This is a genomic window from Roseibium aggregatum IAM 12614, assembly GCF_000168975.1.
GTDB lineage: Bacteria > Pseudomonadota > Alphaproteobacteria > Rhizobiales > Stappiaceae > Roseibium > Roseibium aggregatum.
Genome location: NZ_AAUW01000017.1, coordinates 41979 through 62704, shown reverse-complemented (window position 1 = coordinate 62704; position 20726 = coordinate 41979). Strand labels below are relative to the sequence as shown.

The window sequence follows — 20726 nt, the reverse complement described above, 5'->3', positions numbered from 1 at the left end:
GATCAGGCTGCTGCCTTTTTCGGGGTGATCAGGCCGCGGTTGACGAGAACCTCGGCGATCTGGACGGCGTTGAGTGCCGCGCCCTTGCGCAGGTTGTCGGAAACAACCCAGATGTTGAGGCCGTTTTCGACCGTCGCATCTTCGCGGATGCGGGAGATATAGGTCGCATCTTCGCCAGCGCTTTCGTAAGGCGTGATGTAGCCGCCGTCTTCCTGCTTGTCGATGACGAGGCAGCCCGGGGCTTCGCGCAGGATGTTGCGGGCTTCTTCAGCGGTGATCTCGTTTTCGAACTCGATGTTGACGCTTTCCGAGTGGCCGATGAACACCGGAACACGCACGGCGGTGCAGGTCACCTTGATGGCCGGATCGAGCATCTTCTTGGTTTCCGCCAGCACCTTCCACTCTTCCTTGGTGTAGCCGTCTTCCATGAAGCTGTCGATGTGCGGGATCACGTTGAAAGCGATGCGCTTGGTGAACTTGCTCGGCTCGATCGGGTCGTTCACGAAGACCGCACGGGTCTGGTTGAACAGCTCTTCCATCGCTTCCTTGCCGCCACCGGAAACCGACTGGTAGGTGGAAACGACGACGCGCTTGATCTTGGCGTGATCATGCAGCGGCTTCAGCGCCACGACCAGCTGTGCGGTGGAGCAGTTCGGATTGGCAATGATGTTCTTCTTGGAAAAACCGGCAACGGCATCGGCATTCACTTCCGGCACGATCAGCGGCACATCCGCGTCGTAGCGCCATGCGGAGGAGTTGTCGATGACAATGCAGCCCTTGGCGGCGATCTTCGGCGACCATTCCTTGGAAACGGTGCCGCCGGCGGACATCAGGCAGATGTCGGTGTCGGAGAAATCATAGTTCTCCATGGCCTGAACCTTCAGCGTCTTGTCTCCGAAGGAAACTTCGGTGCCCTGAGACCGGCGGGAGGCGAGGGCGACGACTTCGTCTGCCGGAAAGCCGCGCTCTGCGAGAATGTCCAGCATCTCGCGTCCGACATTGCCGGTAGCGCCTGCAATTGCGATCTTGAAACCCATCTTTGACTAGTCCTTGTCCGTCTCCCCGCTTCGCCAGCCGCCCGGTTCTGGATGGGCGTGGCCGGCTCCCGGCGCCTCCCATCCCCGGGGAGGCGGGATGAGCGGCACCGTCAAGCGGTGGTCTTGGTGGTCTTGGTAGTGCGTTTAAGAGCGGTTGCAGCAGCCGTCCGGGGCTCGCCGCGCATGAAGGTAGCGCTGGCAAGGGCCTGGGACATCATATCCAGAATGTCGGCTTTCAGCCGGGTCATCGGGGCTCGCAATCGTCAAAACTTGAGACGGCGGTGTTTTTGCCCGGAAATCCCCGCGAGTCAACAAGGAATAGGCTGCTGTTGCCAGCTAAGTGAACGAATTGATGTCCTGTGGGGCCCGGCGGGCAGCGTCCGCCTTCGCAATTCCGCCAAATGAGGCGCTATGGCAACAGGGCATTCCGGCATGGTTCAGCCGGTCGTGTGCAGATCACGCGGCGAAAAGCCGTCCCGGTCCACGTCCTGCCGTCGGCAAGCCGGCCAGATGCATCATGTGCCAGGCGAGCGCCAGATTGGAGCTGATGACAGGTTTGCCCAGACGTCTTTCGCACGTTTCGATGACGGGCAGCGTGCGCAGGTTAGTGCAGGAGGCAAAGACGGCTTCTATCTCCTGATCTTTGCCGACCTCACAGATCGCCTCTTCAACGGACCGAAGGCTGATCCTTGCAACCACCGCTTCTTCCGCCTGCCCGAAGGAACCGACCCTTGCGGCCGTCACGCCATTGTTTTCCAGAAGACCGCAGAGTGCGTTGGAGACTTCCTCCACATAGGGTGAGACAATGGCGATCCGCGAGACGCCAAGTCGTGCCAGCGCTGCGATGACCGCACGCGCCGGGTCTGTCACCTTTGCGTCCGGGTGGGCCACCTGGATCGCGCCAGCAACTTGATCCGAGCCGATTACCGTTGCGCCGGAGGTGCAGGCATAGGCAATGACATCAAGCGGGCGTGTGCCTGGAAGAAGAGCGGCCGTGTCCGTCAGCCGGGCCTTCATCTGCATGAGTTTTTCGGAAGTGACTTCGGTAGCGCTTTCGATCCTGGCGTGAAGCAGCGAGACGCCTTCCTGATGAAAGAGCGGCCGGAACTCGCTTTCGATGGTTTCGTCCACCGACAGCAAGATCAGGCCGAAAGCCGCCCTGGTTGCAGATCCCTTGTCGCAGTCGAAGGACAGTTTCATGCGGCTGTTCCAGGTGGTTTATGAGGTGATGACAGGAATGTCCGGCGCTGCACGCACGGTCAGAAATTCAGGTGCTCCATCCCGGATGACGATGTTTTCCTCGTGCACCATCATCCTGCCGGGGCCGAGCGACAGGCTCGGTTCCAGTGTCAGCACCATGTTTTCGCGCAGCAAGGTCTCGTCGAAGCCGGTCAGGCTGGGCGCTTCGGTGAGCTGCATGCCAAGGCCGTGGCCGAGCCGGCCGACATCGCCTTCGCCCTCGCCCAGAACCTCGGCCATGGCCCGGAAGAGATCGGCACAGGTCCGGCCCGGACGGGCGATGGCGGCGGCGGCCTCAACTGCCCGGACAAGTGTTTCGTGGGCGGACCTGACAACCTCACTGGCCCGGCCGATGGCAAAGTTGCGGTCAAAATCGCAGAAGTAGCCGTTTCTGGTCGCGCCCGTATCGAGCATCAGGACGTCGCCTTCCTGTAGGGGCCGGGTGGAGGGCGGTGAAATGACATCGCCGTAGCCGCCCTGCCCGGCGCCGCCGACCAGATAGGGCACATCGTCCGCACCTTGCCTTAGAAGCTCGATCCGGAAGGACCGGAAGACCTCGCTGAGCGGTTGGTCCGCGTGGAACAGCTCCGGTGCCCTGGCGAATGCTGCCGAGCCAATGCCGCAAATCTCGCGCAGGAGAGCAATTTCACGGTCTGATTTCACCATCCTGAGGCTCTGGACCAGCTCGGTTCCGTCAAGATATTCAGCGCCGCTGGTGAGGTCTCGAAGGCGCTGAAAGTCGCGAAGCGGCATACGCAACGCGCTTTCCCGCCCCATCGGCATGGCGATTTTCGCGAACGCCCTGAGGGTATCGGCCAACAGGTTGATGCCATCATCGACCGGGTGCGGGGCGGAGAACGTCCGGATATCGTCAATCCAGGTGGAGGCCATCAGATGCGCGCCGATTTGCGGAATGACTGCAATCGGCTTGCCATCCACCGGTACCACAAGGAACCAGGACCTTGTGGGGCTTTGCCAGAACAGGGTCCGGAAGCCGGTGAAATAGCGCATTTCGGCTTCCGTCGTGAAGAACAGCGCGTCGAAATCTTGCACGCGCATGGCCGTCTGGGCGGCATGGGTTCGGGCTGCAAATTCGTCTTCAGGGAAATCGGGTTCAGACATCCTCCGGTCCTTCGGAGAGATAACAGAGCACCCGCGCTTCCGGTCCGAGGCCGAGGGCCGAGGCTTCACCGGCCGCGTGCCGGACTGCGGCGATGCCAGCCGCGCCGGATGGCGTTGTTGCAATGCCGTTTTCACCCAGCCATTCGACCGTTTCCGCTGCCTCGCCGTCGGAAATGGTGACGAAGACATCGGCTTCCCGGGCCAGGTATTTCAGTGCCAGATGGGAAGGCTCCTTGCAGTCGAGCCGGCCCATGTTCGACACCGGACCGGGAGCCGTGACGGGCCTTCCGGCTTCCATGCTGGCAAGAAGAGCGGGCGCATTTTCAGGTTCCACCACGACGATGGTTACATCCTTGCCCCAGGTCAGGCGGGCGCCGATGGCACAGGCGGCGGCAAGGCCGCCGACACCTGCCTGCAGGAAGACATGCGTGGGCGGCATTTCGATCTGGCGAGCGATTTCCGCGGCCATCACCAGATAGCCTTCCATGACGTCGCGCCCGGGGCCGGCCATGCCCGGCCAGGTGCTGTCCGGTAGCAAGGTCCAGCCTTCGGCCTCCGCCCGTCTCTGGGCTTCCGCCATGCTGTCTTCATAGGTGGCCCCGGCCCGGACAACGTTGGCGCCTCTGGCCCTGAGGCGAGCCTCGAAGGCATCGGGCACGGTTTCGGCCACGAAGACGGCGGCCCTGGCCCCAAAGAGCGGAGCGCCTGCGGCAAGGGACATGCCGTGATTTCCGGCGCTCGCGCAGACAAAGGTCATGCCGTTGAGCGCCGAGGCGTGCGAAGGAGCCTGTCCGTCCCGGACGCGTTGGTCCGCCAGCTTGGCAATCGCATAGGCCGCGCCAAGGGCCTTGAAACTGCCAAGGCCCATGCGCTGCCGTTCGTCCTTCAGGGTCAGGCTCCCGATGGCAAGGTGGCCTGCAAGGTCCGGCGAGGTCAGAAGCGGGGTTTCATCGGCACACGGGCATTTGCGAAAGAGGCTTTCGGCCCCGGCAACATCCTGCGAGACGGATCCCTCCGCCAGTCCGCTCTGCTCGGGAAGGCCTCTGCCGAGAAAAGGGTTTTTCAGCGTTTTCATTGTCTGCCCCGCACGGTTTTGCAAGCAGGTCAGCAGCTCTGGCGGCCGGTTGCAAGCGTCTTGCGGAAAATGACGGTTCCGAACCAGACCGGGCCGTCTGCGAGATGTTGCGCCCGACCGCGAAAAAGACTTGCCAGTGGCTGAAGAATCGAAATATCATGAATTATGGATATAAAAGATGCATTGAGCGCATTCGGCGCGCTTAGCCAGAAAACCAGGCTGGAAGTCTTCCGGCTGCTGATCCGGGCTGGTGAAGAAGGAATGACCGCCGGCGAGATCAGCGAGGCTCTGGACGTTCGGCAGAACACGATGTCGGCGAACCTGGCCGTCCTGCTTCAGTCCGGGCTGGTGCGCAACGAACGCGAAGGCCGGTCGATCCGGTACTTCGCGGACCTGGACGGAATACGCGAGTTGTTGACGTTCCTGATGGCCGACTGCTGTGGCGGTCATCCGGAGCTTTGTGCGCAGGTCATCGAGACGATTGCCTGCGGAGAGACCTGTTCATCGTAAGGAGGACCAGATGTCCGGCGATGTCTTTAATGTGCTGTTCCTGTGCACGGGCAATTCCGCCCGGTCGATCATGGCGGAAGCCATCTTGAACCGGGAGGGGCAAGGCCGGTTCAGGGCCTTTTCCGCCGGCTCGCAACCGGCCGGGGCCGTGCGCCCGGAGGCACTGGCGCTGCTGAGCAAGCTCAATTTCAAGACGGACGGCCTACGCTCGAAGGATTGGGCGGAGTTTGCGGTCCCGGACGCGCCGGTTATGGATTTTGTTTTTACCGTTTGCGACAATGCGGCGAAGGAAACCTGCCCTGTCTGGCCTGGCCAGCCGATGTCCGCCCATTGGGGCCTGCCGGATCCGGCAGCCGTTGCCGGAAGCGACATCGAAAGGGCGGTCGCATTCAACGATGCCTTCCGGATGCTCAGCAACCGGATCTCGGTGTTCGTGAACCTGCCGATGTCTTCACTCGACCGGCTGTCCCTGCAGAAGAGACTCGATCAGATCGGACAGGCCACCGAAGAGCCTGTGTAAGGCCGCTCCGGCGAACCAGTTTCAGGAATATCGCCTCAGGCGACGGCCCGGCCCTCGCGCGAAGTGCGCAGGGTCAGCAGCGCAATGACGAGGGCGATGAGCGCGCAGGCGGCAACAGCGCCGACCAAAGGCAGAGCGGTCCGGTCGAAGAACGGGCTGCAGACCAGGATCATGACGCCGCCGGCGACCATCTGGAAGGTTCCGCCGAGGGATGAGGCCATGCCGGCGTGTTCGCCATGTTCTTCCAGGGCCATGACCATCACCGGGGCGATGACCTGGCCGAGGCAGGTGTTGCCGATGAAGAACAGGGCCATCAGAACCGGAAGGTCGTCGATGCCGCTCCAGACCAGAATGACCAGGAGGACGTTGGCCGCAGCAAAGCCGCTGACCGCCATGAGTGCCACCCGGCCCATGCCGAAGCGCTCACCAAGGGCGGCGGCGAACTGGGACGAGGCGAAGAAGCCGATCGCGTTCAGCGCGAAGACAAGACTGAAGGCCATCGGCGTCAACTGGTACTGGGTCATGTAGACCAGGGGAGCGGCGGCGATGAAGACGAAGAAACTCGCCAGCGAGAACCCTCCGATCAACGTCAGCCCCATGAACCTGCCGTCGCGCATCAGGTAGATGGCGCTGCGGAGCATCGCTGTCGGGTCGATCTTGCCCCGGCGCTCGGCCGGCAGCGTTTCGGGCAGCAGGAAGGCCATTTGCAGCATGGCCAGCAGGGCGATTACCCCAAGGGCCACGAAGATCAGACGCCAACTGCCGAACTGGATGATCAGGCTGCCGGTCAGCGGCGCCAGCATGGGCGACACGCTGAAGACCAGCATGACCAGTGCCATCAACCGGGTGGCCCTAGGACCTGTGTGCAGGTCGCGAACCACGGCCCGCACGATGACCATGGGGGCACCGGCACCGAGCGCCTGCACGAAACGGCCGAGGGTCAGCGCCGAAACGTCAATCGCGGTGGCGCACATGATCGAGCCGATGATGAAAACGACGAGCCCCAGAAAGGCTGGTATCTTCCTGCCGAACCGGTCGGCCAGCGGGCCGTAGATGAGCTGCGCAAACCCGAAAGCGATGAAATAGACCGTGAAGGTCATATGAACCGCCGCGTCGTCCGTCTGCAATGCCTGCACGATTTCCGGCATGGCAGGTAGATAAAGGTCGATTGCAAATGGACCGACAGCCGCGAGAAGCCCCAGCACAATGGCGGAGCGGATAAAACCGATCTGCATTGGAATATCCGATGAAAATGCGCCGGAGGCACAAATATGGGAAAGAAAGGAAGATGGAGAAGGCGGTAAACGCCACCCGTCCTTCATATGACGTAAGCGCTCGAAATGCAAATTCAAGCCAAGTCGTGCGTTGTCATGAAAGCTTCATGCAACTGTCACCGATATTGTAATCTGTCCCACTAGCTTGCGCGCACCATCAACCCGATATTTATGGGAGCGAGTGCAATGGCGAACCTTCGTGGGCGCTTTTTAAAAGGTGTCAGCCTTTCAGTTCTGTTCGGCCTTGGCGCGGTCTCGGCGGCACAGGCCGCTTATTTCGAACGTATCAATACTTTCCCGGTCTATAAGACTCTGCCGGAAGGCGCGGATCAGGCGACCGAAACCGTTGCTGAAATCATTTCCGCCACCAAGGACGGCCGCACTCTCGTCTTTACCGACAGCCCGGGCGAAGCCATCGTCTTCGTCAATGCGGCCAACCCGCAGAACCTGCAGCCGATGGGCCGTACCGCCCTTGGCGGTGAGCCGACCTCGGTCACCGTGGGCAAAACATTTGCCTATGCCGGCGTCAACACTTCCGAAGATTACGTCAATGCCTCCGGTCATCTGGCCGTGATTGCGCTCGACGGTCTCGGCATCACCGCGAAATGCGACGCCAAGGGACAGCCGGACAGCATCGCCATTTCCCCGGACGGCAAGTTCATTGCCATCGCCATCGAGAACGAGCGCGACGAAGACCTGAACGACGGCGTGATTCCGCAGATGCCGGCCGGGCATCTGGCGATCTTCGATCTGGACGAGACCGGCGCGCCGACCAACTGTGACGCGGTCCGCATTGTCGACCTGACCGGTCTTGCCGAAATCGCGCCGACAGATCCGGAGCCGGAATTCGTTTCCATCAATTCCAGGAACCAGGTTGTCGTCACCCTGCAGGAAAACAACCACCTTGCCGTGGTCGATCTGGCCTCCGGCGAGGTTGTCAGCCATTTCTCTGCCGGAACGTCGTCCGCCGAGAACATCCCGGTCATCAAGGCACGCATGAGCGATGCCTCCGGGTCGATCGAAGACGTCAAGCGTGAACCGGATGCGGTTGCCTGGCTTGATGACGAGCGGTTCGTGACGGCCAACGAAGGCGACTACGAAGGTGGTTCGCGCGGCTTCACCATCTGGAACACCAAGGGCGAGGTCCTGTTCGACAGTGGCAACCAGATGGAACATCTGGCCATGTCCTACGGTCACTATCCGGCCAAACGTGCAGCCAAGAAGGGTACCGAGCCGGAAGGCGTGACCGTTGGTGAATTCGGCGGTGAAAAGCTGATTTTCGTCAACTCGGAACGCGGCAACTTTGTCGCCGTCTACAAGGACACCGGTGCCGAGCCGGAATTTGTCCAGTTCCTGCCGACGCACGTCGGTCCGGAAGGCTCTCTGGCAATCCCGAGCCGCGATCTGTTCGTGGTGGCAAACGAGGTCGACAGTGCGGAAGACAACGTTCGTGCGCAGGTCTCCCTCTACAAGTTCGGTGCGGACGCCTCGTCCTATCCGATGGTTGCTTCCGACGTCGATCCGGAAAAGGGTGCGCCGATCGGCTGGGGTGCTCTGTCCGGTCTGGCTGCGGATCCGGCAGATGCCAACAAGCTCTATGCGGTCAGCGACAGCTTCTATGACGATGCCCGCATCTACACGCTGGATATCTCCTCCAAGCCGGCCAAGATCGTAGCCTATGCAACCGTTCAGGGTAGCAAACAGGCGAAACTGGACCTGGAAGGCATTTCCGTTGCCAAGGATGGCGGCTTCTGGCTGGCATCCGAGGGCAACCCGGACAAGGACCTGCAGCACCTGTTGCTGAAGGTCGGGGCCGACGGTCAGGTTCAGGAAGAAATCACGCTTCCCGAAGAACTCAACGCTCAGTCCGCGCGGTTCTCCTTTGAAGGCGTTGCCGAGTTCGAAATGGATGGCAAGACGCTGGTTGCCGTCGCCGTTCAGCGCGAATGGAAGGACGATCCGAAGGGCATGGTGAAGCTGGCCATCTACGATCCGGCTGGCAAGTCCTGGGGCTTTGTCCATTATCCGCTCGACAAGCCGAAGAGCGCAGCCGGTGGCTGGGTTGGCCTGTCTGAAATCGTCTCCATGGGCAATGGCAGGTTCGCCATTCTGGAGCGCGACAACAAGGGCGGTGAAGACGCGGCCATCAAGCAGATCACCACGATCTCCCTGGACGGCGTGACACCGGCTGCCTACGGCTCCGACCTGCCGGTTGTTCAGAAGCATTACGCCATGGACATCCTGCCGGCCCTGGCAGAAGGCAAGGGCTGGGTACTCGACAAGCCGGAAGGCCTGACGATCACTGCCGACGGCCGCCTGATCCTGGTGACCGACAATGATGGTGTCGACGACGCGCCGGGTGAAACCCGGTTGATCAATCTCGGCCCGGCAAGCCGCCTGAACTAAGGCGCTCGACGAGCGCTTCAAACAAGGTCCTCCCAAGACCTGAGCGAAGGTCCGGCGGCTTTATGCGGCCGGGCCTTTCCTTTTTCTCTATTGCCATCCTCGGCCTGCTAGGCGCCGCATCACTCGTCTTCCCGGATCACTGTGTAGAGCGCGGCATGAAAGTCGATGCCCTTGAACTCCGCGACGATGCCGCTTTTGCCAAGCTTCTGAATGGCGGTCTGATAGGCATCGGGACTTTCCCAGAGCGCGACGTTGACCAGCTGGAACTTCGCCTGCGGGGACAGGGACTGGTGCAGGCGGGTGGTGACGTAACCTGGCTGCTGTTTCAGGAAATCGCGCGCCTTTTCCCAGCCGCGAATGGCATCGGCAAGACGGTCTTGCGGAACCTCGAAGGAATTGATCAGCGTGACGGGGGCTTTTGAGGTTATTTCGTTCGCCATGGCGGAAACTCCCAGGTTGGCGGTCAGCAGGCAAAGCGCAGCCAGGTGAACGGCACGCCGCGTCCAGAGTGATGTCATTCTCGTCTCCTTTTTATATAGCAAGCTATGTTTATTTATATAGTAAGCTATCTATCGTATATGCAAGGGATGACCTTCGAAAAAGATTCCTCAGCCGGATATCTGGCAAACCACATGGCCCGGCTGTTTGCTGCCGGTCTCCATCGCCGTATCCGGCCCCTTGGCCTGTCGCCGGGGCAGTTTCCGGCGCTGGTCGCGCTGTGGGCGAAAGAAGGGCGCACGCAAAAGGAACTGGTGCAATTGCTTGATATCGAGCAGGCGACACTGGCCAACACATTGGCCCGGATGGAGCGGGACGGATTGATCACCCGGCGGGCGAGCGAAGAAGATGGCCGGGTTCAGAAGATTTTCCTGACCGAGAAAGCAAAGGGGCTGGAAAAGGACGCCATCAGTTCTGCAATTGCGCAGAACGGGGAGGCGCTCGAAGGTTTTTCGGAACAGGAAAAGGCACAGTTCCTGGATTTCATGCACAGGGCCATTGCCGCCATGCAGAAAGCCCAATCCGGCAGCTCCCGATGAGTGCCAGCCTGCTGGGCCTGTTCGGCGTGTCGTTTCTGGCCGCCACCTTGCTGCCTGCCCAATCCGAACTTGGCCTTTCCGGCCTGATTGCGCTTGGAACGGAACCGGTCGTTCTGCTGGTTGCGGCGGCAAGCCTCGGCAATACCCTTGGATCGATGGTCAACTGGGGTCTCGGGCGGGCCGCAACCGCATGGTCGACCGCGTCCTGGTTTCCGGTCAAGCCTGACAAGCTCGCCAAGGCGACGGGCTGGTATCATCGCTACGGACGCTGGAGCCTGCTGCTGAGCTGGGCCCCGATCATCGGCGACCCGCTGACACTGGCAGCCGGCGTGCTGAAGGAGCCGTTCTGGAGTTTCACCCTGCTGGTCGCCATTGCAAAGACCACGCGTTATGTCGCCGTCGCCCTGATCACGTTGCAGGTTATCTGAGCGTCTGGCTCAGCCGGGAGTGCGAAGTCTTCGCTGCGCTTCAGGTTCAGCTTTCAATACGTTCGATCAGATCCCACTTGTTGCCGAAAGGGTCCCGGAAGACGGCAACCTTGCCATAGGCTTCCTGGTGGGGAGCCTCCAGAAAGGTGACGCCGGCTCCGAGCATTGCCTGATGATCGCGGTCGAAATCGTCGGTGTGCAGGAACAGGAACACGCGGCCGCCGGTCTGGTTGCCGATGGCGGCTTGCTGGCTGTCTCCGTCTGCCTTTGCCAGCAGGAGACGCGTTTCGGTGCTGCCCTTCGGGGCGACCAGTACCCAGCGTTTGTTGCCGCCAAGGTGCGTATCTTCGATCAGGTCGAAGCCGAGCTTGCCGGTGTAATAGGCGATGGCCTCGTCATAGTCCGGCACGACAAGGGCAATCGCTCCAATCATCTGTTTCATTGAAGACCTGGTCCTACTGAGCGCGCCGGTAGACGGACACATTCGTGTAACTTGCGACATCCACCAGGTGGACGGTCTGGGTCACGGTCAGGGTTCTGCCGTCGTCGGACAGTGCCCGGTCGGCCTTCATGATGGTCAGTCCGCCGCGGCGGGCTTCGGAAATCAGGTTGCGGTCGCCCTGGAAGACAAGACGCATGGCGTCGACCAGACCGCTTTTGCCGAGGCGCACTTCAGGCCCGTCCGGCATGGCCTCGAAGGTGTCATTGGTCACTTCACCATCGGCGGCCACCTGGTTCATGGTGAAGACGGCAACGCCGAAATTCTCGTCGATCTTCAGCGTGGCGCTTCGGGGCGGTTCGCCCTGTTCGAAGTCGCTTTCCTCCGTGTCGAGGATCCAGGTGCCGAGAAAGGGGGCGAGTTTGTCTTCGATCATGGGACCAGCGGTTTCTTGAAAAAGGGAAAGCCGCCACCGGGATAACCGGTGACGGCTCTGCTTGCAAATGGCGATTGCCTGTCAGGCGCTCAGGGCGTCCAGTTCAGCAATGATGGCGTCGCCCATTTCCACGGTGGAAACGGTTGCCTGGCCCGGCGCTGCGATGTCCTTGGTGCGCAGGCCCTTGTCGAGGGCGTTGGCGATGGCCTTGTCCAGCTTGTCGGCGGCCGCGACTTCCTCGAAGGAGTAGCGCAGCGCCATTCCAAAGCTGGCGATCATGGCGATGGGGTTGGCCGCGCCTGTGCCGGCAATGTCCGGGGCCGAGCCGTGGACGGGCTCATAGAGCGCCTTGCGCTTGCCGGTGACACCGTCCGGAGCGCCGAGCGACGCAGACGGTAGCATGCCGAGCGAGCCGGTCAGCATGGCGGCAACGTCGGACAGCATGTCGCCGAAGAGGTTGTCCGTTACGATGACGTCGAACTGCTTCGGCCAGCGGACAAGCTGCATGCCGCCGGCATCGGCCAGCATGTGCTCGAGCTGAACGTCCTGATAGCCCTTCTTGTGCGTCTGGGTCACGACTTCGTTCCACAGAACACCGGACTTCATCACGTTCCGCTTTTCCATGGACGTGACCTTGTTGCCGCGCGTGCGTGCCAGCTCGAAGGCGACGCCGGCAATGCGTTCGATCTCGTAGGTGTCGTAGACCTGCGTGTCGATGCCGCGCTTCTGGCCGTTGCCGAGATCGATGATTTCCTTCGGCTCACCAAAGTAGACACCACCGGTCAGCTCGCGCACGATCAGGATGTCGAGACCTTCGATCACGTCCTTTTTCAGCGAGGACGCATCGGCGAGCGCCGGATAACAGATGGCCGGGCGCAAGTTGGCGAAAAGCTGCATGTCCTTGCGCAGCCGCAACAGGCCGGCTTCCGGGCGAACCTCGTAAGGAACATCGTCCCACTTCGGGCCGCCGACGGCGCCGAAGATCACGGCGTCCGCAGCCATGGCCTTGGCCATGTCTTCTTCGGAGATCGACTGACCATGTGCATCATAGGCGGAGCCGCCAACCAGGCCTTCGTCGGTTTCGAAGGACATGCCGCCCTTTTCGTTGAACCAGCGAATAACCTTTTTCACTTCCTGCATAATTTCCGGGCCAATGCCGTCACCCGGCAGAAGCAGAAGGTTTTGTGAAGCCATGGGTGTTCCATCCCGCATTTTGAGAAATCTGATGGCGATGGGTTAGCGCGTCGGCCGTCGTCTTTCAAGATGAAGCCAGTTGCGAAGAACTCAAGCAAGCCGTGGGCAAAGGTCAAGAACCGCCGAAAGCGTCCAGCGGCAAGGGCGCTGCGGCCGCTTTTTTGAGCGCACCGGCAGACGTCAGCCGAGCCAACCTCGCGCTGCCTGGTAGAGGAGGTTCAGCGCCAGGGCGGTCATCACCCATCTGAAGCCGGTCTTGAAGCTCTTTTCATTCATCCGGCCGAGCAGGCGGCTGCCGGCAAGCGTGCCGAGAAAGCCGCTGGCGATCATGAGAATGATCAGTCCGAACCAGGGCGCGAAGGCAAAGCCAAGGGCACCGAAGGCGACGATCTTGAAGACATGCATGATCAGCGCGGTGACTGCCTGGTTGGCCACAAAACCATGGCGCGGCAACCCCAGGGTCGACAGCACGGCACCGCCGATCGGGCCGGCCGCGCCGAAGAACATGGAGAGGAAGGTCGAGGCAAAACCCGCGGCCGCCATGACCCGCTTGGGGGCCTTGCCGAAACGAGGCGCCTTGCCCCAGACGACCCACAAGACGAACAGGCCGATGCCTGCCTTGAGAACGGCCGGCGGCAATTCCACGGCAATAGCACCGCCGACCGCAGCACCAAGTGCTGCGCCGATTGCAAACCAGAGCGCAATCAGCCAGTCGACATGCTTCAGCTGCACCAGGGCGCGCCCGGCGTTAGAGCCGAGCTGAACCACGCCGTGGATCGGCACCAGCGCGCTGGCCGGCATGACGGTCGCCATGATCGCGATCAGGGCGACCCCGCCGCCAAGGCCGACAGCCGCGGTCAGGGCAGAGGTGAAGAAACTGGTGACGATCAGTGTCAGAGATGCAGCGAGGTGTAACTGATCGGGGAAGAAGAACCCTGCAATGTCCGGCATGTCACGACCATCTCTTGTTGGCGTAATTGACCGCTTCTCGAACATCCAGTGCGCGGGTGGAATTGCCGCTGCGCAGGTAGAAGACCGAAGCCTTGTTCTCTTCCATGTAGACGGCCCGGGGGGCCGGGCTGACGATTACCATGGCCACGTCCTTGCCCTCGACCTTTGCAAAGACCGTATGGATGTAGGGGCAGAGGTCGCCGCCGAGTGTCTTGGAGACGATGTCGTTGACCGTGCGCTCGAAGGCGTCGAGGTCCGGGCTCTTCAGCGTTGCCAGATCCTTGTCGAGCCCGAGCGGCGTGCCGTTGTCATCGACGCCGATCAGAAGGTGGCCGCCATCTGCGTTGAAGAAGCCTGCCAGGGTCTTGGCGATGACCTTTTCCAGTGACCTGTTGGTCCGGTTTTCGTTCAGGTCCCAGCGCAGCGAGGACTTGAATTCCACACGCCGGGTTTCACCCTGTTTCAACAGATCGGGAATCAGCGCGGTCTGTTCCTCACGCAGCGACCGGTAGGCTTCGGTGGTGCGCATGTAGTTGCGGGTGAAAATGCCGAAGGCCAGACCGACAATGGCGCCGAGCACGGTGTAGGCAATCGCCACGTCCAGATGCCGGGGAAGCAGCACCAGCCAGAGACGGGCCATCAGAAATTCAAGGAGATTGGGCGCTGTTTCCGAAAAACGGGCCAGTTCCCACCAGACCACCACCAGGTTCAGCGGGTGGATGACCAGGACACCGACAATGGCCCCGACCACGACATAGGCTGCCAGAAAGGGAAGCTTGAACGGGGAAAGTGCCATATTCGAAAATCCAAATGAAAACGCCGGTCGGAACCGGCGTCACTCTTAAGCCAAAACCCACTTGCCGTCATCCCGGGCAGTCTTTGTGCGAGCCGGGATGACGATGGAGGTGTTGAAAAGCATCAGGCTGCTGTCGGAAGAGCCGTCTCGACGAGTTTCACCCAATAGGAACACCCGACCGGGATCAGGTCGTCGTTGAAGTCATAGGCCGGATGATGCAGGCCGGCGCTGTCGCCGTTGCCGGCGAAGATGAACGCCCCCGGACGCTCTTCCAGCATGTAGGAGAAATCCTCACCGCCCATCATCGGCTCGATTTCGCGGTTGACCTTGCCAACCCCGGCAATGCCTTCGGCAACAGACGCCACAAAATCGGTCTGTTCATCGTGGTTCACCGTGACCGGATAGCCGCGGGTGAACTGCAGCACCGCCTTGGCACCGAACGCATCGCCAACCGAACTGACGATGGATTCCATCCGGGCCTGGGCAAGATCGCGCATTTCCGGGCTGAGCGTGCGGACCGTACCGCGCAACAGCACTTCCTGCGGAATGACGTTGAACGCGTTGCCGCCCTGGAAAACGGTGACCGACACAACCACCGAATCAAGCGGGTTGGCGTTGCGGCTGGCGATGGTCTGCAGCGCCGTCACGAGTTGCGAGCCGATCACGATCGGATCGATTGTCTCGTGCGGCTTGGCGGCATGGCCGCCCCGGCCGGTGATCGTGATGCGGAATTCGTCGGTCGCGGCCATGATCGGCCCCTTGCGGATGGCAAATTCGCCAACCGGCATGCCCGGGAAATTGTGCATGCCGTAGACTTCCTCAATCGGCCAGCGGGTCAGAAGACCATCGTCGATCATCGCCTTCGCGCCTGCGCCACCTTCTTCGGCCGGCTGGAAGATGACGACGACGGTGCCGTCGAAGTTACGGGTCTCGGCGAGATACTTGGCCGCGCCCAGCAGCATGGCGGTGTGGCCGTCATGGCCGCAGGCGTGCATCTTGCCCGGGATCTTGGAGGCATATTCCTTGCCGGTGATTTCCTCGATCGGCAATGCGTCCATGTCGGCGCGCAGGCCGATGGTCTTGCCGGCACCGCCGTTGCGGCCCTTGATCACACCGACAACGCCCGTCTTGCCGACGCCCGTTGCGATTTCGTCGACACCGAAGCTCTGCAACAGCTCGGACACCTTTTCGGCAGTCCGGACAGTCTCGTAGAGAATTTCGGGGTTTTCGTGAATGTCGCGGCGCCAGGCAGTGATCTCGTCGGCCAGATCCGCGAGGCGATTAACGATGGGCATGAAAGACTCCTAGAAACACGTCTGAACGGGAAAGCGCTTGAAGCTTGAAGGGTTAGGTCCCTAACCTATCGCAAGCTGCAAAAAGAGGAAGTGGGATTGCAGAAAAAGTTATCCACCCGGCTGGCGATTGCAAGAGTGATCCGCCAAGGCGTCATTTTGCGGATGATTTTTGCTCTAACCGGAACACACGCGTGCGTTTGATTTCACTGTCTTCCAGCGCGCCGACCACCGGAACGCTGTAGGCCGCCAGTTCCGTCAAGCGCGCCGACGGCAGGTAGGACCGACCTGGATCGCCGACATAAACCTCGATGCCGTTCGTCAGCAGCCTGTCGAGGAAGGCCAGCACCTTGTCGGCCATGGGCTTGTCGTAGAAAACGTCACCGCAAAACACGAGGTCCGCTTCCGGCGGCTCTCCGGCGGTGATGTCCGCGGTCTCCGTCGTGACTTCGACATCGTTCAGTGCAGCGTTCATCCGGGTTGCCGTCAGGGCGAAGGCATCGATGTCGACCGCATGGCAGGAGGCGGCCCCGGCTTTCATGGCGGCAATGCCGACAAGGCCGGATCCGCAGGCAAAATCGACAACGCGCTTGCCTTTGACCAGCCCGGGCGTGTCGAGCACATAGCGGGCAAGGCCCTGACCGCCCGCCCAGGCAAAGGCCCAGAACGGTGGCGGCAGGCCAAGCTCGCCCAGTTCGTCTTCGGTTTTCTGCCAGAGATCCATGGCCTCATCAGCCACATGCAGCAGGATTTCCTCCGCATGCGGCACTGGTTTGACCGTGGTTTCCTGGCGGATGAAGGCTGCCGGATCCTTGATGAGGGCCATTCAGGGCAGGTCTTTCAGAAGAGGACGTTACGCAGGCTCTTTCAGGCCGCCCATTTCACAGACGATTTTCCATTCCTCTTCCGTGACCGGCTGCACCGACAGGCGCATGGAGGTGACCAGCGACATCTTGGCAAGGCGCGGTTCGGCCTTCACGTCGGCCAGGGTCACCGGCTTCGGCATGTCGCAGACAGCCTTGAAGTCCACACATTCCCAGCGCGGATCGTCAATGGTGGTATCCGGATGGATGTCGCTGCAGACTTCAACGATGCCCACGACTTCCTTTCCGATGTTGGAATGGTAGAAGAACGCCTTGTCGCCGATTTCCATGGCCCGCATGTTGTTGCGTGCCTGGTAGTTCCGGATACCGTCCCATTGCTCGCCCTTGTCGCCCCGGGCTTTCTGCTGTTCCCAGGACCATTTGTCGGGCTCGGACTTGATCAGCCAGTACTGCACTCAGTTTGCCTCCGGGTTCTTGACCGCCCAGTTCCAGGGGCGGATCTCGACGCTTTCGAAAAGATCGGCCAGGGCATAGGGATCTTCCTGGGAGATCGCCAGGATCTCGTCGCGGTTGGACGCTTCGATCACGACCAGCGAGCCGGTCATGTTGCCGTCGTCGTCAAGAAACGGACCGGCAGCCTTGAGGCTGTCGCCAAGGCCTTTCAGAAAGTCGAGATGAGCGGCGCGATTGTCGAGACGCGTCTGCAGGGCACCGGGCTTGTCGGTGCAGATCAGGGCATAGAGCATGAAGATTTCCCCGGGTTGGTCGAATCTGCGTCGAACCTAGGGCCGGGGCGGGGGAAACTCAATGGGGGAAAGATAGGAGGGGAGTAAATGACCGATAACCTGGATTGGGATGTTGTGTTCGAAAATCGATACGCAACGGCTGAGGCGCCAAATTGGTGGTCGAATAAGTATCTACGACCGATCAGCATCAAAGGTCTTAGTCTCTTCGCGATAGATCCAAAAACAAATGAGATCTTTTGGAACGGCCATCAACTGCAGACCGTAAAGCGTCTTGATGATCCTGAACGAATTATGGCTGGAATAGCGACGGGCTCTGCAGCCATAGTGGCTTTACTTGAGCTCATTCGTTTTGTCGCTGCATTCGCCTGAAGCAGTTAGAAAGAAAAGCTGATTGTCACGAGTATGTAGCCCATCCTTATCTGTTGAGATTTGATTAGATTGGTCTTGGGAGGGCCGGTTGCTGCCCTCCCAAGTGGGCCGGAGACCGTACCATCCTGGGTACTCGGCAAGTCCGTTCGAAGCCAGGTTCCCGGTCCACTTTCCAACTTATCCCGAATGGTTGCTCGCGCAAGAGTGCGTAGATAAGGCAGGGACAGATGGACGAGACCAAGCACTTTGTCGGAATTGACGTGTCGAAGGCAGCGCTGGATGTGCATGTTCTGCCAGTCGGCAAAAGCCAGCGGTTTCCCAATGATGGTGACGGCCATGCGGCTCTTGAGGGATGGTTGTCATCCCATCCAGTCGAGCGCGTGGTCCTTGAGGCGACGGGTGGCTATGAACGCAAGGCGGTGCAGGCGCTGCAGCAGCAGGGATACCATGTTTGTGTGGTCAATCCGGCCCGCCCCCGGGACTTTGCCAAGGCCGGTAGTCGGTTGGCCAAGACCGACCGGCTGGATGCAGCCGTTCTGGCCCACTATGCGCAGGTGTTTGATCCGCCGTCGGCTCCTCGTCCGGGTGACGTCGAGGCGAAGCTTGCGCGCTATGCCTCTGCTCGGGACAGCTTTGTTGCCGAGAAGACCCGGCTGCGCAATCAGCTCGGCCTCAATGACGATGCTGATCTGGAGCGCATGCACCGGGATATACTGGAGACGATAGAGGCCAAGCTTGCGGAATTGGACCGCATGATCCAGAGCTGCATTCGCGAAAAGGCCGAGGTGAGCCAGCGCTATGACCAGCTCAGGGCCGTTCCGGGCATCGGGCCGGTCGCCGCCGTCAGCCTCCTGGCGTTCCTGCCCGAACTGGGGCAGGTCTCGCGGCGGGCCATTGCTGCCCTGGTTGGCGTCGCGCCCTTCGCCAGAGACAGTGGCATGATGCGGGGGCAACGCAGGATCGCCGGCGGCAGGGCCAAGGTGCGCAGGATGCTCTTCATGGCAAGCCTGTCAGCGGCACGCCACAACCCCATCATCAAAACCTTCTACGAACGCCTCATCAAAGGTGGAACAGGCAAGAAACAGGCAATCATCGCCTGCTCCAGGAAACTCCTGACCATCCTCAACGCAATGGTCAGGGACAATAGGGAATGGCAGCCGATGAGCACCTAAAAACATGGTTGCTTCGAGACGCCGCCAAGGCGGCTCCTCAGGATGAGGGAGTGGGTGAGCTTGGAGAGCTGTCCTCCCCCTCGTGACAGGGCAACTGTCTTTGGACTAAAGACACGCAGCAAGCACAAGTGTCTCCCCGGGCGAGCAACGCGAGACCCGGGGCCTACTCGTTTCCAGAGAGCTGGAATGGGATGTGCCTCTTCAGAGCACCTTGTCTGCTTCGGCAAGTGGCGCGGCGAGTTGGCCCCGGATCTGCGCTTCGCTTGTCCGGGGGTGACACGTTTGTTTGCTGCCAGTCTTTGAGTGCGTAGCTGCGAGATTCTGTGGAACCAGATACCCGCTTGTCTCGATGCCGGAAGCGGGTTTGTTCGAAGCGGCCTAAAGACCCGCCGTTTCCGACTTCAGCGGGCGGGCCATCAGGATGTTGAGGGCGTCGTCGATGGTCAGGTCCTCGTCGATCATCTTGGCGACGGTCTCGCAGATCGGCACTTCGACATCGTATTTGCTTGCCAGTTTGACGGCGACGCGGGCGGAATAGGCCCCTTCCGCCAGTTTGCCACCGGCCGCAATCAGCTCGGAGGCCATGAAGCCTTCGCCGAGCCTTAGCCCGAAGGAGAAATTACGCGACTGGCTGGACGAGCAGGTGAGCACCAGATCGCCCAGACCGGAAAGGCCGGTGAGGGTTTCGCCCTGCGCGCCCATGGCGGTGCCGAGGCGCGACAGTTCGGCAAAGCCGCGTGCGGTCAGGGCCGCCTGGGCGCTGGCGCCGAGCTTGCGGCCGACCACGGCCCCGCAGGCGATTGCAAGCACGTTCTTGAGGGCGCCGCCGATCTGGGTTCCAAGAACATCGATGGAGGCATAGGGCCGGAAACAGGGCGATTGCAGCGCTTCGCACAGGCTGAGCGCCGTCTTGGCGGTATTGGCCGCAACAGTCACGGCGGTCGGCAGGCCCCTTGCGACGTCGTCGGCAAAGCTCGGGCCGGAGAGGACACCGGGTTCGATGCCGGGCAGTTCCTCGCTCATGACCTTGGAGAGAAGCTTGCCGGAGGACTGTTCGATGCCCTTGGCGCACAGGACAACAGGTCCACGCACCTTGCCGGTCTGCTTCAGGGCGGCCAGCATGGCCCGGGTGGTCTGGGCCGGTGTCACCAGCAAAATGGCATCGGCATCGGCGACCTCTTCCAGCGACGAAGTCGCTTCCAGGTCCTCGTCAAAGGTGATGCCCGGCAGATAGCGCGGGTTCTGCCGGCGAACCCGGATATCGGAAACCGTGCCGGGATCGCGCGCCCAAAGGCGTACCTCGCGGCCGGCACGGGCCGCGGTCAGGGCCAGGGCCGTGCCCCACGCACCTCCGCCAACGACGCCGATAGACCTAATGGCGCCCATTGCTCTGCCTTTCCACGCGCGTCCGTAATGTTTCAAGCTGCGCTCCAAACCCTTCAAAAAAGCGGGCCTCGGTCGGCGCATCCATGGTGAACAGGTCAATCCAGAACAGACGAAACCTTATCGGAGGTCCGCCTGAGTTCGGTGACGTTTCGAAGTGTTCCCATTCTGTCGCGGGTTTTTCACGAATACGGCCGTGAAAATGCCGCCGGCGATGCAAGCCGTCGAGACAACGGGGAACATCTTTGAAGAAATGGTCCTGGTCGGCGAACGATTCGAACGCGATATCCAACGAAAGTCCGGTCTCCTCGGCAAATTCTCTCCGGGCAGCCTGCAGAAAGCTCTCGCCGGGGTCGACCGTGCCGCCGGGAACCTGGATCTCGGCATCGGGAAAATCCGGCTCCTCAAACACCAGAAGCTCCGTACCGCAGGTCAGATAAACGTAGGCCTTGTAGTAGATCATAACCGGCAAGTCC

The 20726-nt window shown here is 61.0% G+C and carries 25 protein-coding genes; 7 read left to right on the top strand and 18 right to left on the bottom strand.

All coding sequences use genetic code 11. The annotated features are described in order from the left end of the window. Positions 1–2: 2 nt before the first annotated feature. The 5 genes from SIAM614_RS21300 to SIAM614_RS21285 form a co-directional block, all read right to left on the bottom strand. The gene (locus SIAM614_RS21300; RefSeq protein WP_006937787.1) at positions 3–1037 is read right to left on the bottom strand and encodes an aspartate-semialdehyde dehydrogenase; all 1035 of its coding nucleotides are present in this window, start codon (positions 1035–1037) and stop codon (positions 3–5) included. Between the two features lie 110 nt (positions 1038–1147). Continuing rightward, on the bottom strand, positions 1148–1285 hold the full coding sequence (locus SIAM614_RS32110) for a hypothetical protein (RefSeq protein WP_006937785.1): 138 nt from the start codon (positions 1283–1285) through the stop codon (positions 1148–1150). Positions 1286–1493: 208 nt separating this feature from the next. Then, positions 1494–2237, bottom strand: a complete 744-nt coding sequence (locus SIAM614_RS21295) for a maleate cis-trans isomerase family protein (RefSeq protein ID WP_006937782.1) — start codon at positions 2235–2237, stop codon at positions 1494–1496. 18 nt (positions 2238–2255) lie between these two features. Further along, the gene (locus SIAM614_RS21290) at positions 2256–3398 is read right to left on the bottom strand and encodes a M24 family metallopeptidase (protein WP_006937780.1); all 1143 of its coding nucleotides are present in this window, start codon (positions 3396–3398) and stop codon (positions 2256–2258) included. Then, positions 3391–4473 carry a pyridoxal-phosphate dependent enzyme gene (locus SIAM614_RS21285; RefSeq protein ID WP_040440761.1) on the bottom strand — a complete coding sequence of 361 codons (1083 nt, stop codon included), beginning with the start codon at positions 4471–4473 and terminating at the stop codon, positions 3391–3393. Before SIAM614_RS21285 ends, SIAM614_RS21290 begins: the two co-directional genes overlap by 8 nt. 165 nt (positions 4474–4638) lie before the next feature. Here SIAM614_RS21285 and SIAM614_RS21280 point away from each other — a divergent pair, with 165 nt between their 5' ends. Beyond that, positions 4639–4983, top strand: coding sequence for an ArsR/SmtB family transcription factor (locus SIAM614_RS21280; protein WP_006937773.1), 345 nt, complete (start codon positions 4639–4641; stop codon positions 4981–4983). A 10-nt stretch (positions 4984–4993) separates the two neighbouring features. After that, a complete protein-coding gene (locus SIAM614_RS21275) occupies positions 4994–5503 on the top strand; it encodes an arsenate reductase ArsC (protein ID WP_006937769.1) in 510 nt (169 codons plus the stop codon). Between the two features lie 35 nt (positions 5504–5538). Here SIAM614_RS21275 and SIAM614_RS21270 read toward each other — a convergent pair whose 3' ends face one another. Further along, positions 5539–6738, bottom strand: a complete 1200-nt coding sequence (locus SIAM614_RS21270; RefSeq protein WP_006937768.1) for a multidrug effflux MFS transporter — start codon at positions 6736–6738, stop codon at positions 5539–5541. A 225-nt stretch (positions 6739–6963) separates the two neighbouring features. Between SIAM614_RS21270 and SIAM614_RS21265 the strand changes: the two genes are divergently transcribed. Next, positions 6964–9183 carry an esterase-like activity of phytase family protein gene (locus SIAM614_RS21265; protein ID WP_006937767.1) on the top strand — a complete coding sequence of 740 codons (2220 nt, stop codon included), beginning with the start codon at positions 6964–6966 and terminating at the stop codon, positions 9181–9183. 119 nt (positions 9184–9302) lie between these two features. Here SIAM614_RS21265 and SIAM614_RS21260 read toward each other — a convergent pair whose 3' ends face one another. Continuing rightward, positions 9303–9701 (bottom strand): antibiotic biosynthesis monooxygenase family protein, encoded by a 399-nt coding sequence (locus SIAM614_RS21260; RefSeq protein WP_006937766.1) that lies wholly within the window; start codon positions 9699–9701, stop codon positions 9303–9305. Between the two features lie 60 nt (positions 9702–9761). Between SIAM614_RS21260 and SIAM614_RS21255 the strand changes: the two genes are divergently transcribed. Together SIAM614_RS21255 and SIAM614_RS21250 are read left to right on the top strand one after the other, a co-directional pair. Further along, the gene (locus SIAM614_RS21255) at positions 9762–10220 is read left to right on the top strand and encodes a MarR family winged helix-turn-helix transcriptional regulator (protein WP_006937765.1); all 459 of its coding nucleotides are present in this window, start codon (positions 9762–9764) and stop codon (positions 10218–10220) included. After that, positions 10217–10648 carry a YqaA family protein gene (locus SIAM614_RS21250; RefSeq protein WP_006937764.1) on the top strand — a complete coding sequence of 144 codons (432 nt, stop codon included), beginning with the start codon at positions 10217–10219 and terminating at the stop codon, positions 10646–10648. Before SIAM614_RS21255 ends, SIAM614_RS21250 begins: the two co-directional genes overlap by 4 nt. Positions 10649–10694: 46 nt before the next feature. On the opposite strand, the gene SIAM614_RS21245 is transcribed toward SIAM614_RS21250, so the two are convergent. The 9 genes from SIAM614_RS21245 to SIAM614_RS21205 all read right to left on the bottom strand — a co-directional run bounded on the left by SIAM614_RS21245 (position 10695) and on the right by SIAM614_RS21205 (position 17326). Further along, the gene (locus SIAM614_RS21245) at positions 10695–11090 is read right to left on the bottom strand and encodes a VOC family protein (RefSeq protein WP_006937759.1); all 396 of its coding nucleotides are present in this window, start codon (positions 11088–11090) and stop codon (positions 10695–10697) included. 13 nt (positions 11091–11103) lie between these two features. Continuing rightward, positions 11104–11523 (bottom strand): hypothetical protein, encoded by a 420-nt coding sequence (locus tag SIAM614_RS21240; RefSeq protein WP_006937758.1) that lies wholly within the window; start codon positions 11521–11523, stop codon positions 11104–11106. Positions 11524–11604: 81 nt separating this feature from the next. Further along, positions 11605–12717: a 3-isopropylmalate dehydrogenase gene (gene leuB / locus SIAM614_RS21235; RefSeq protein ID WP_006937756.1), complete on the bottom strand. Its 1113-nt coding sequence runs from the start codon at positions 12715–12717 to the stop codon at positions 11605–11607. Positions 12718–12897: 180 nt separating this feature from the next. Next, positions 12898–13668, bottom strand: coding sequence for a sulfite exporter TauE/SafE family protein (locus SIAM614_RS21230; RefSeq protein WP_006937754.1), 771 nt, complete (start codon positions 13666–13668; stop codon positions 12898–12900). Position 13669: 1 nt separating this feature from the next. Further along, on the bottom strand, positions 13670–14464 hold the full coding sequence (locus tag SIAM614_RS21225; RefSeq protein WP_006937752.1) for an AlbA family DNA-binding domain-containing protein: 795 nt from the start codon (positions 14462–14464) through the stop codon (positions 13670–13672). A gap of 122 nt (positions 14465–14586) precedes the next feature. Further along, positions 14587–15759, bottom strand: a complete 1173-nt coding sequence (locus tag SIAM614_RS21220; RefSeq protein WP_006937748.1) for a M20 aminoacylase family protein — start codon at positions 15757–15759, stop codon at positions 14587–14589. Positions 15760–15910: 151 nt separating this feature from the next. Next, the gene (locus tag SIAM614_RS21215) at positions 15911–16582 is read right to left on the bottom strand and encodes a class I SAM-dependent methyltransferase (protein ID WP_006937747.1); all 672 of its coding nucleotides are present in this window, start codon (positions 16580–16582) and stop codon (positions 15911–15913) included. Between the two features lie 27 nt (positions 16583–16609). Further along, a complete protein-coding gene (locus SIAM614_RS21210) occupies positions 16610–17035 on the bottom strand; it encodes an EVE domain-containing protein (RefSeq protein WP_006937746.1) in 426 nt (141 codons plus the stop codon). Continuing rightward, positions 17036–17326, bottom strand: coding sequence for a YciI family protein (locus tag SIAM614_RS21205; RefSeq protein ID WP_006937745.1), 291 nt, complete (start codon positions 17324–17326; stop codon positions 17036–17038). 87 nt (positions 17327–17413) lie between these two features. Between SIAM614_RS21205 and SIAM614_RS21200 the strand changes: the two genes are divergently transcribed. Together SIAM614_RS21200 and SIAM614_RS21195 are read left to right on the top strand one after the other, a co-directional pair. After that, positions 17414–17695, top strand: coding sequence for a hypothetical protein (locus SIAM614_RS21200; RefSeq protein WP_006937744.1), 282 nt, complete (start codon positions 17414–17416; stop codon positions 17693–17695). A gap of 227 nt (positions 17696–17922) precedes the next feature. Then, a complete protein-coding gene (locus tag SIAM614_RS21195; RefSeq protein WP_006935220.1) occupies positions 17923–18867 on the top strand; it encodes an IS110 family RNA-guided transposase in 945 nt (314 codons plus the stop codon). A gap of 378 nt (positions 18868–19245) precedes the next feature. On the opposite strand, the gene SIAM614_RS21190 is transcribed toward SIAM614_RS21195, so the two are convergent. Beyond that, the gene (locus SIAM614_RS21190) at positions 19246–20253 is read right to left on the bottom strand and encodes an NAD(P)H-dependent glycerol-3-phosphate dehydrogenase (RefSeq protein WP_006937743.1); all 1008 of its coding nucleotides are present in this window, start codon (positions 20251–20253) and stop codon (positions 19246–19248) included. Continuing rightward, complete coding sequence (locus tag SIAM614_RS21185) at positions 20240–20713, bottom strand: NUDIX hydrolase (protein WP_006937740.1); 474 nt, start codon at positions 20711–20713, stop codon at positions 20240–20242. Before SIAM614_RS21185 ends, SIAM614_RS21190 begins: the two co-directional genes overlap by 14 nt. Positions 20714–20726: the final 13 nt, after the last annotated feature.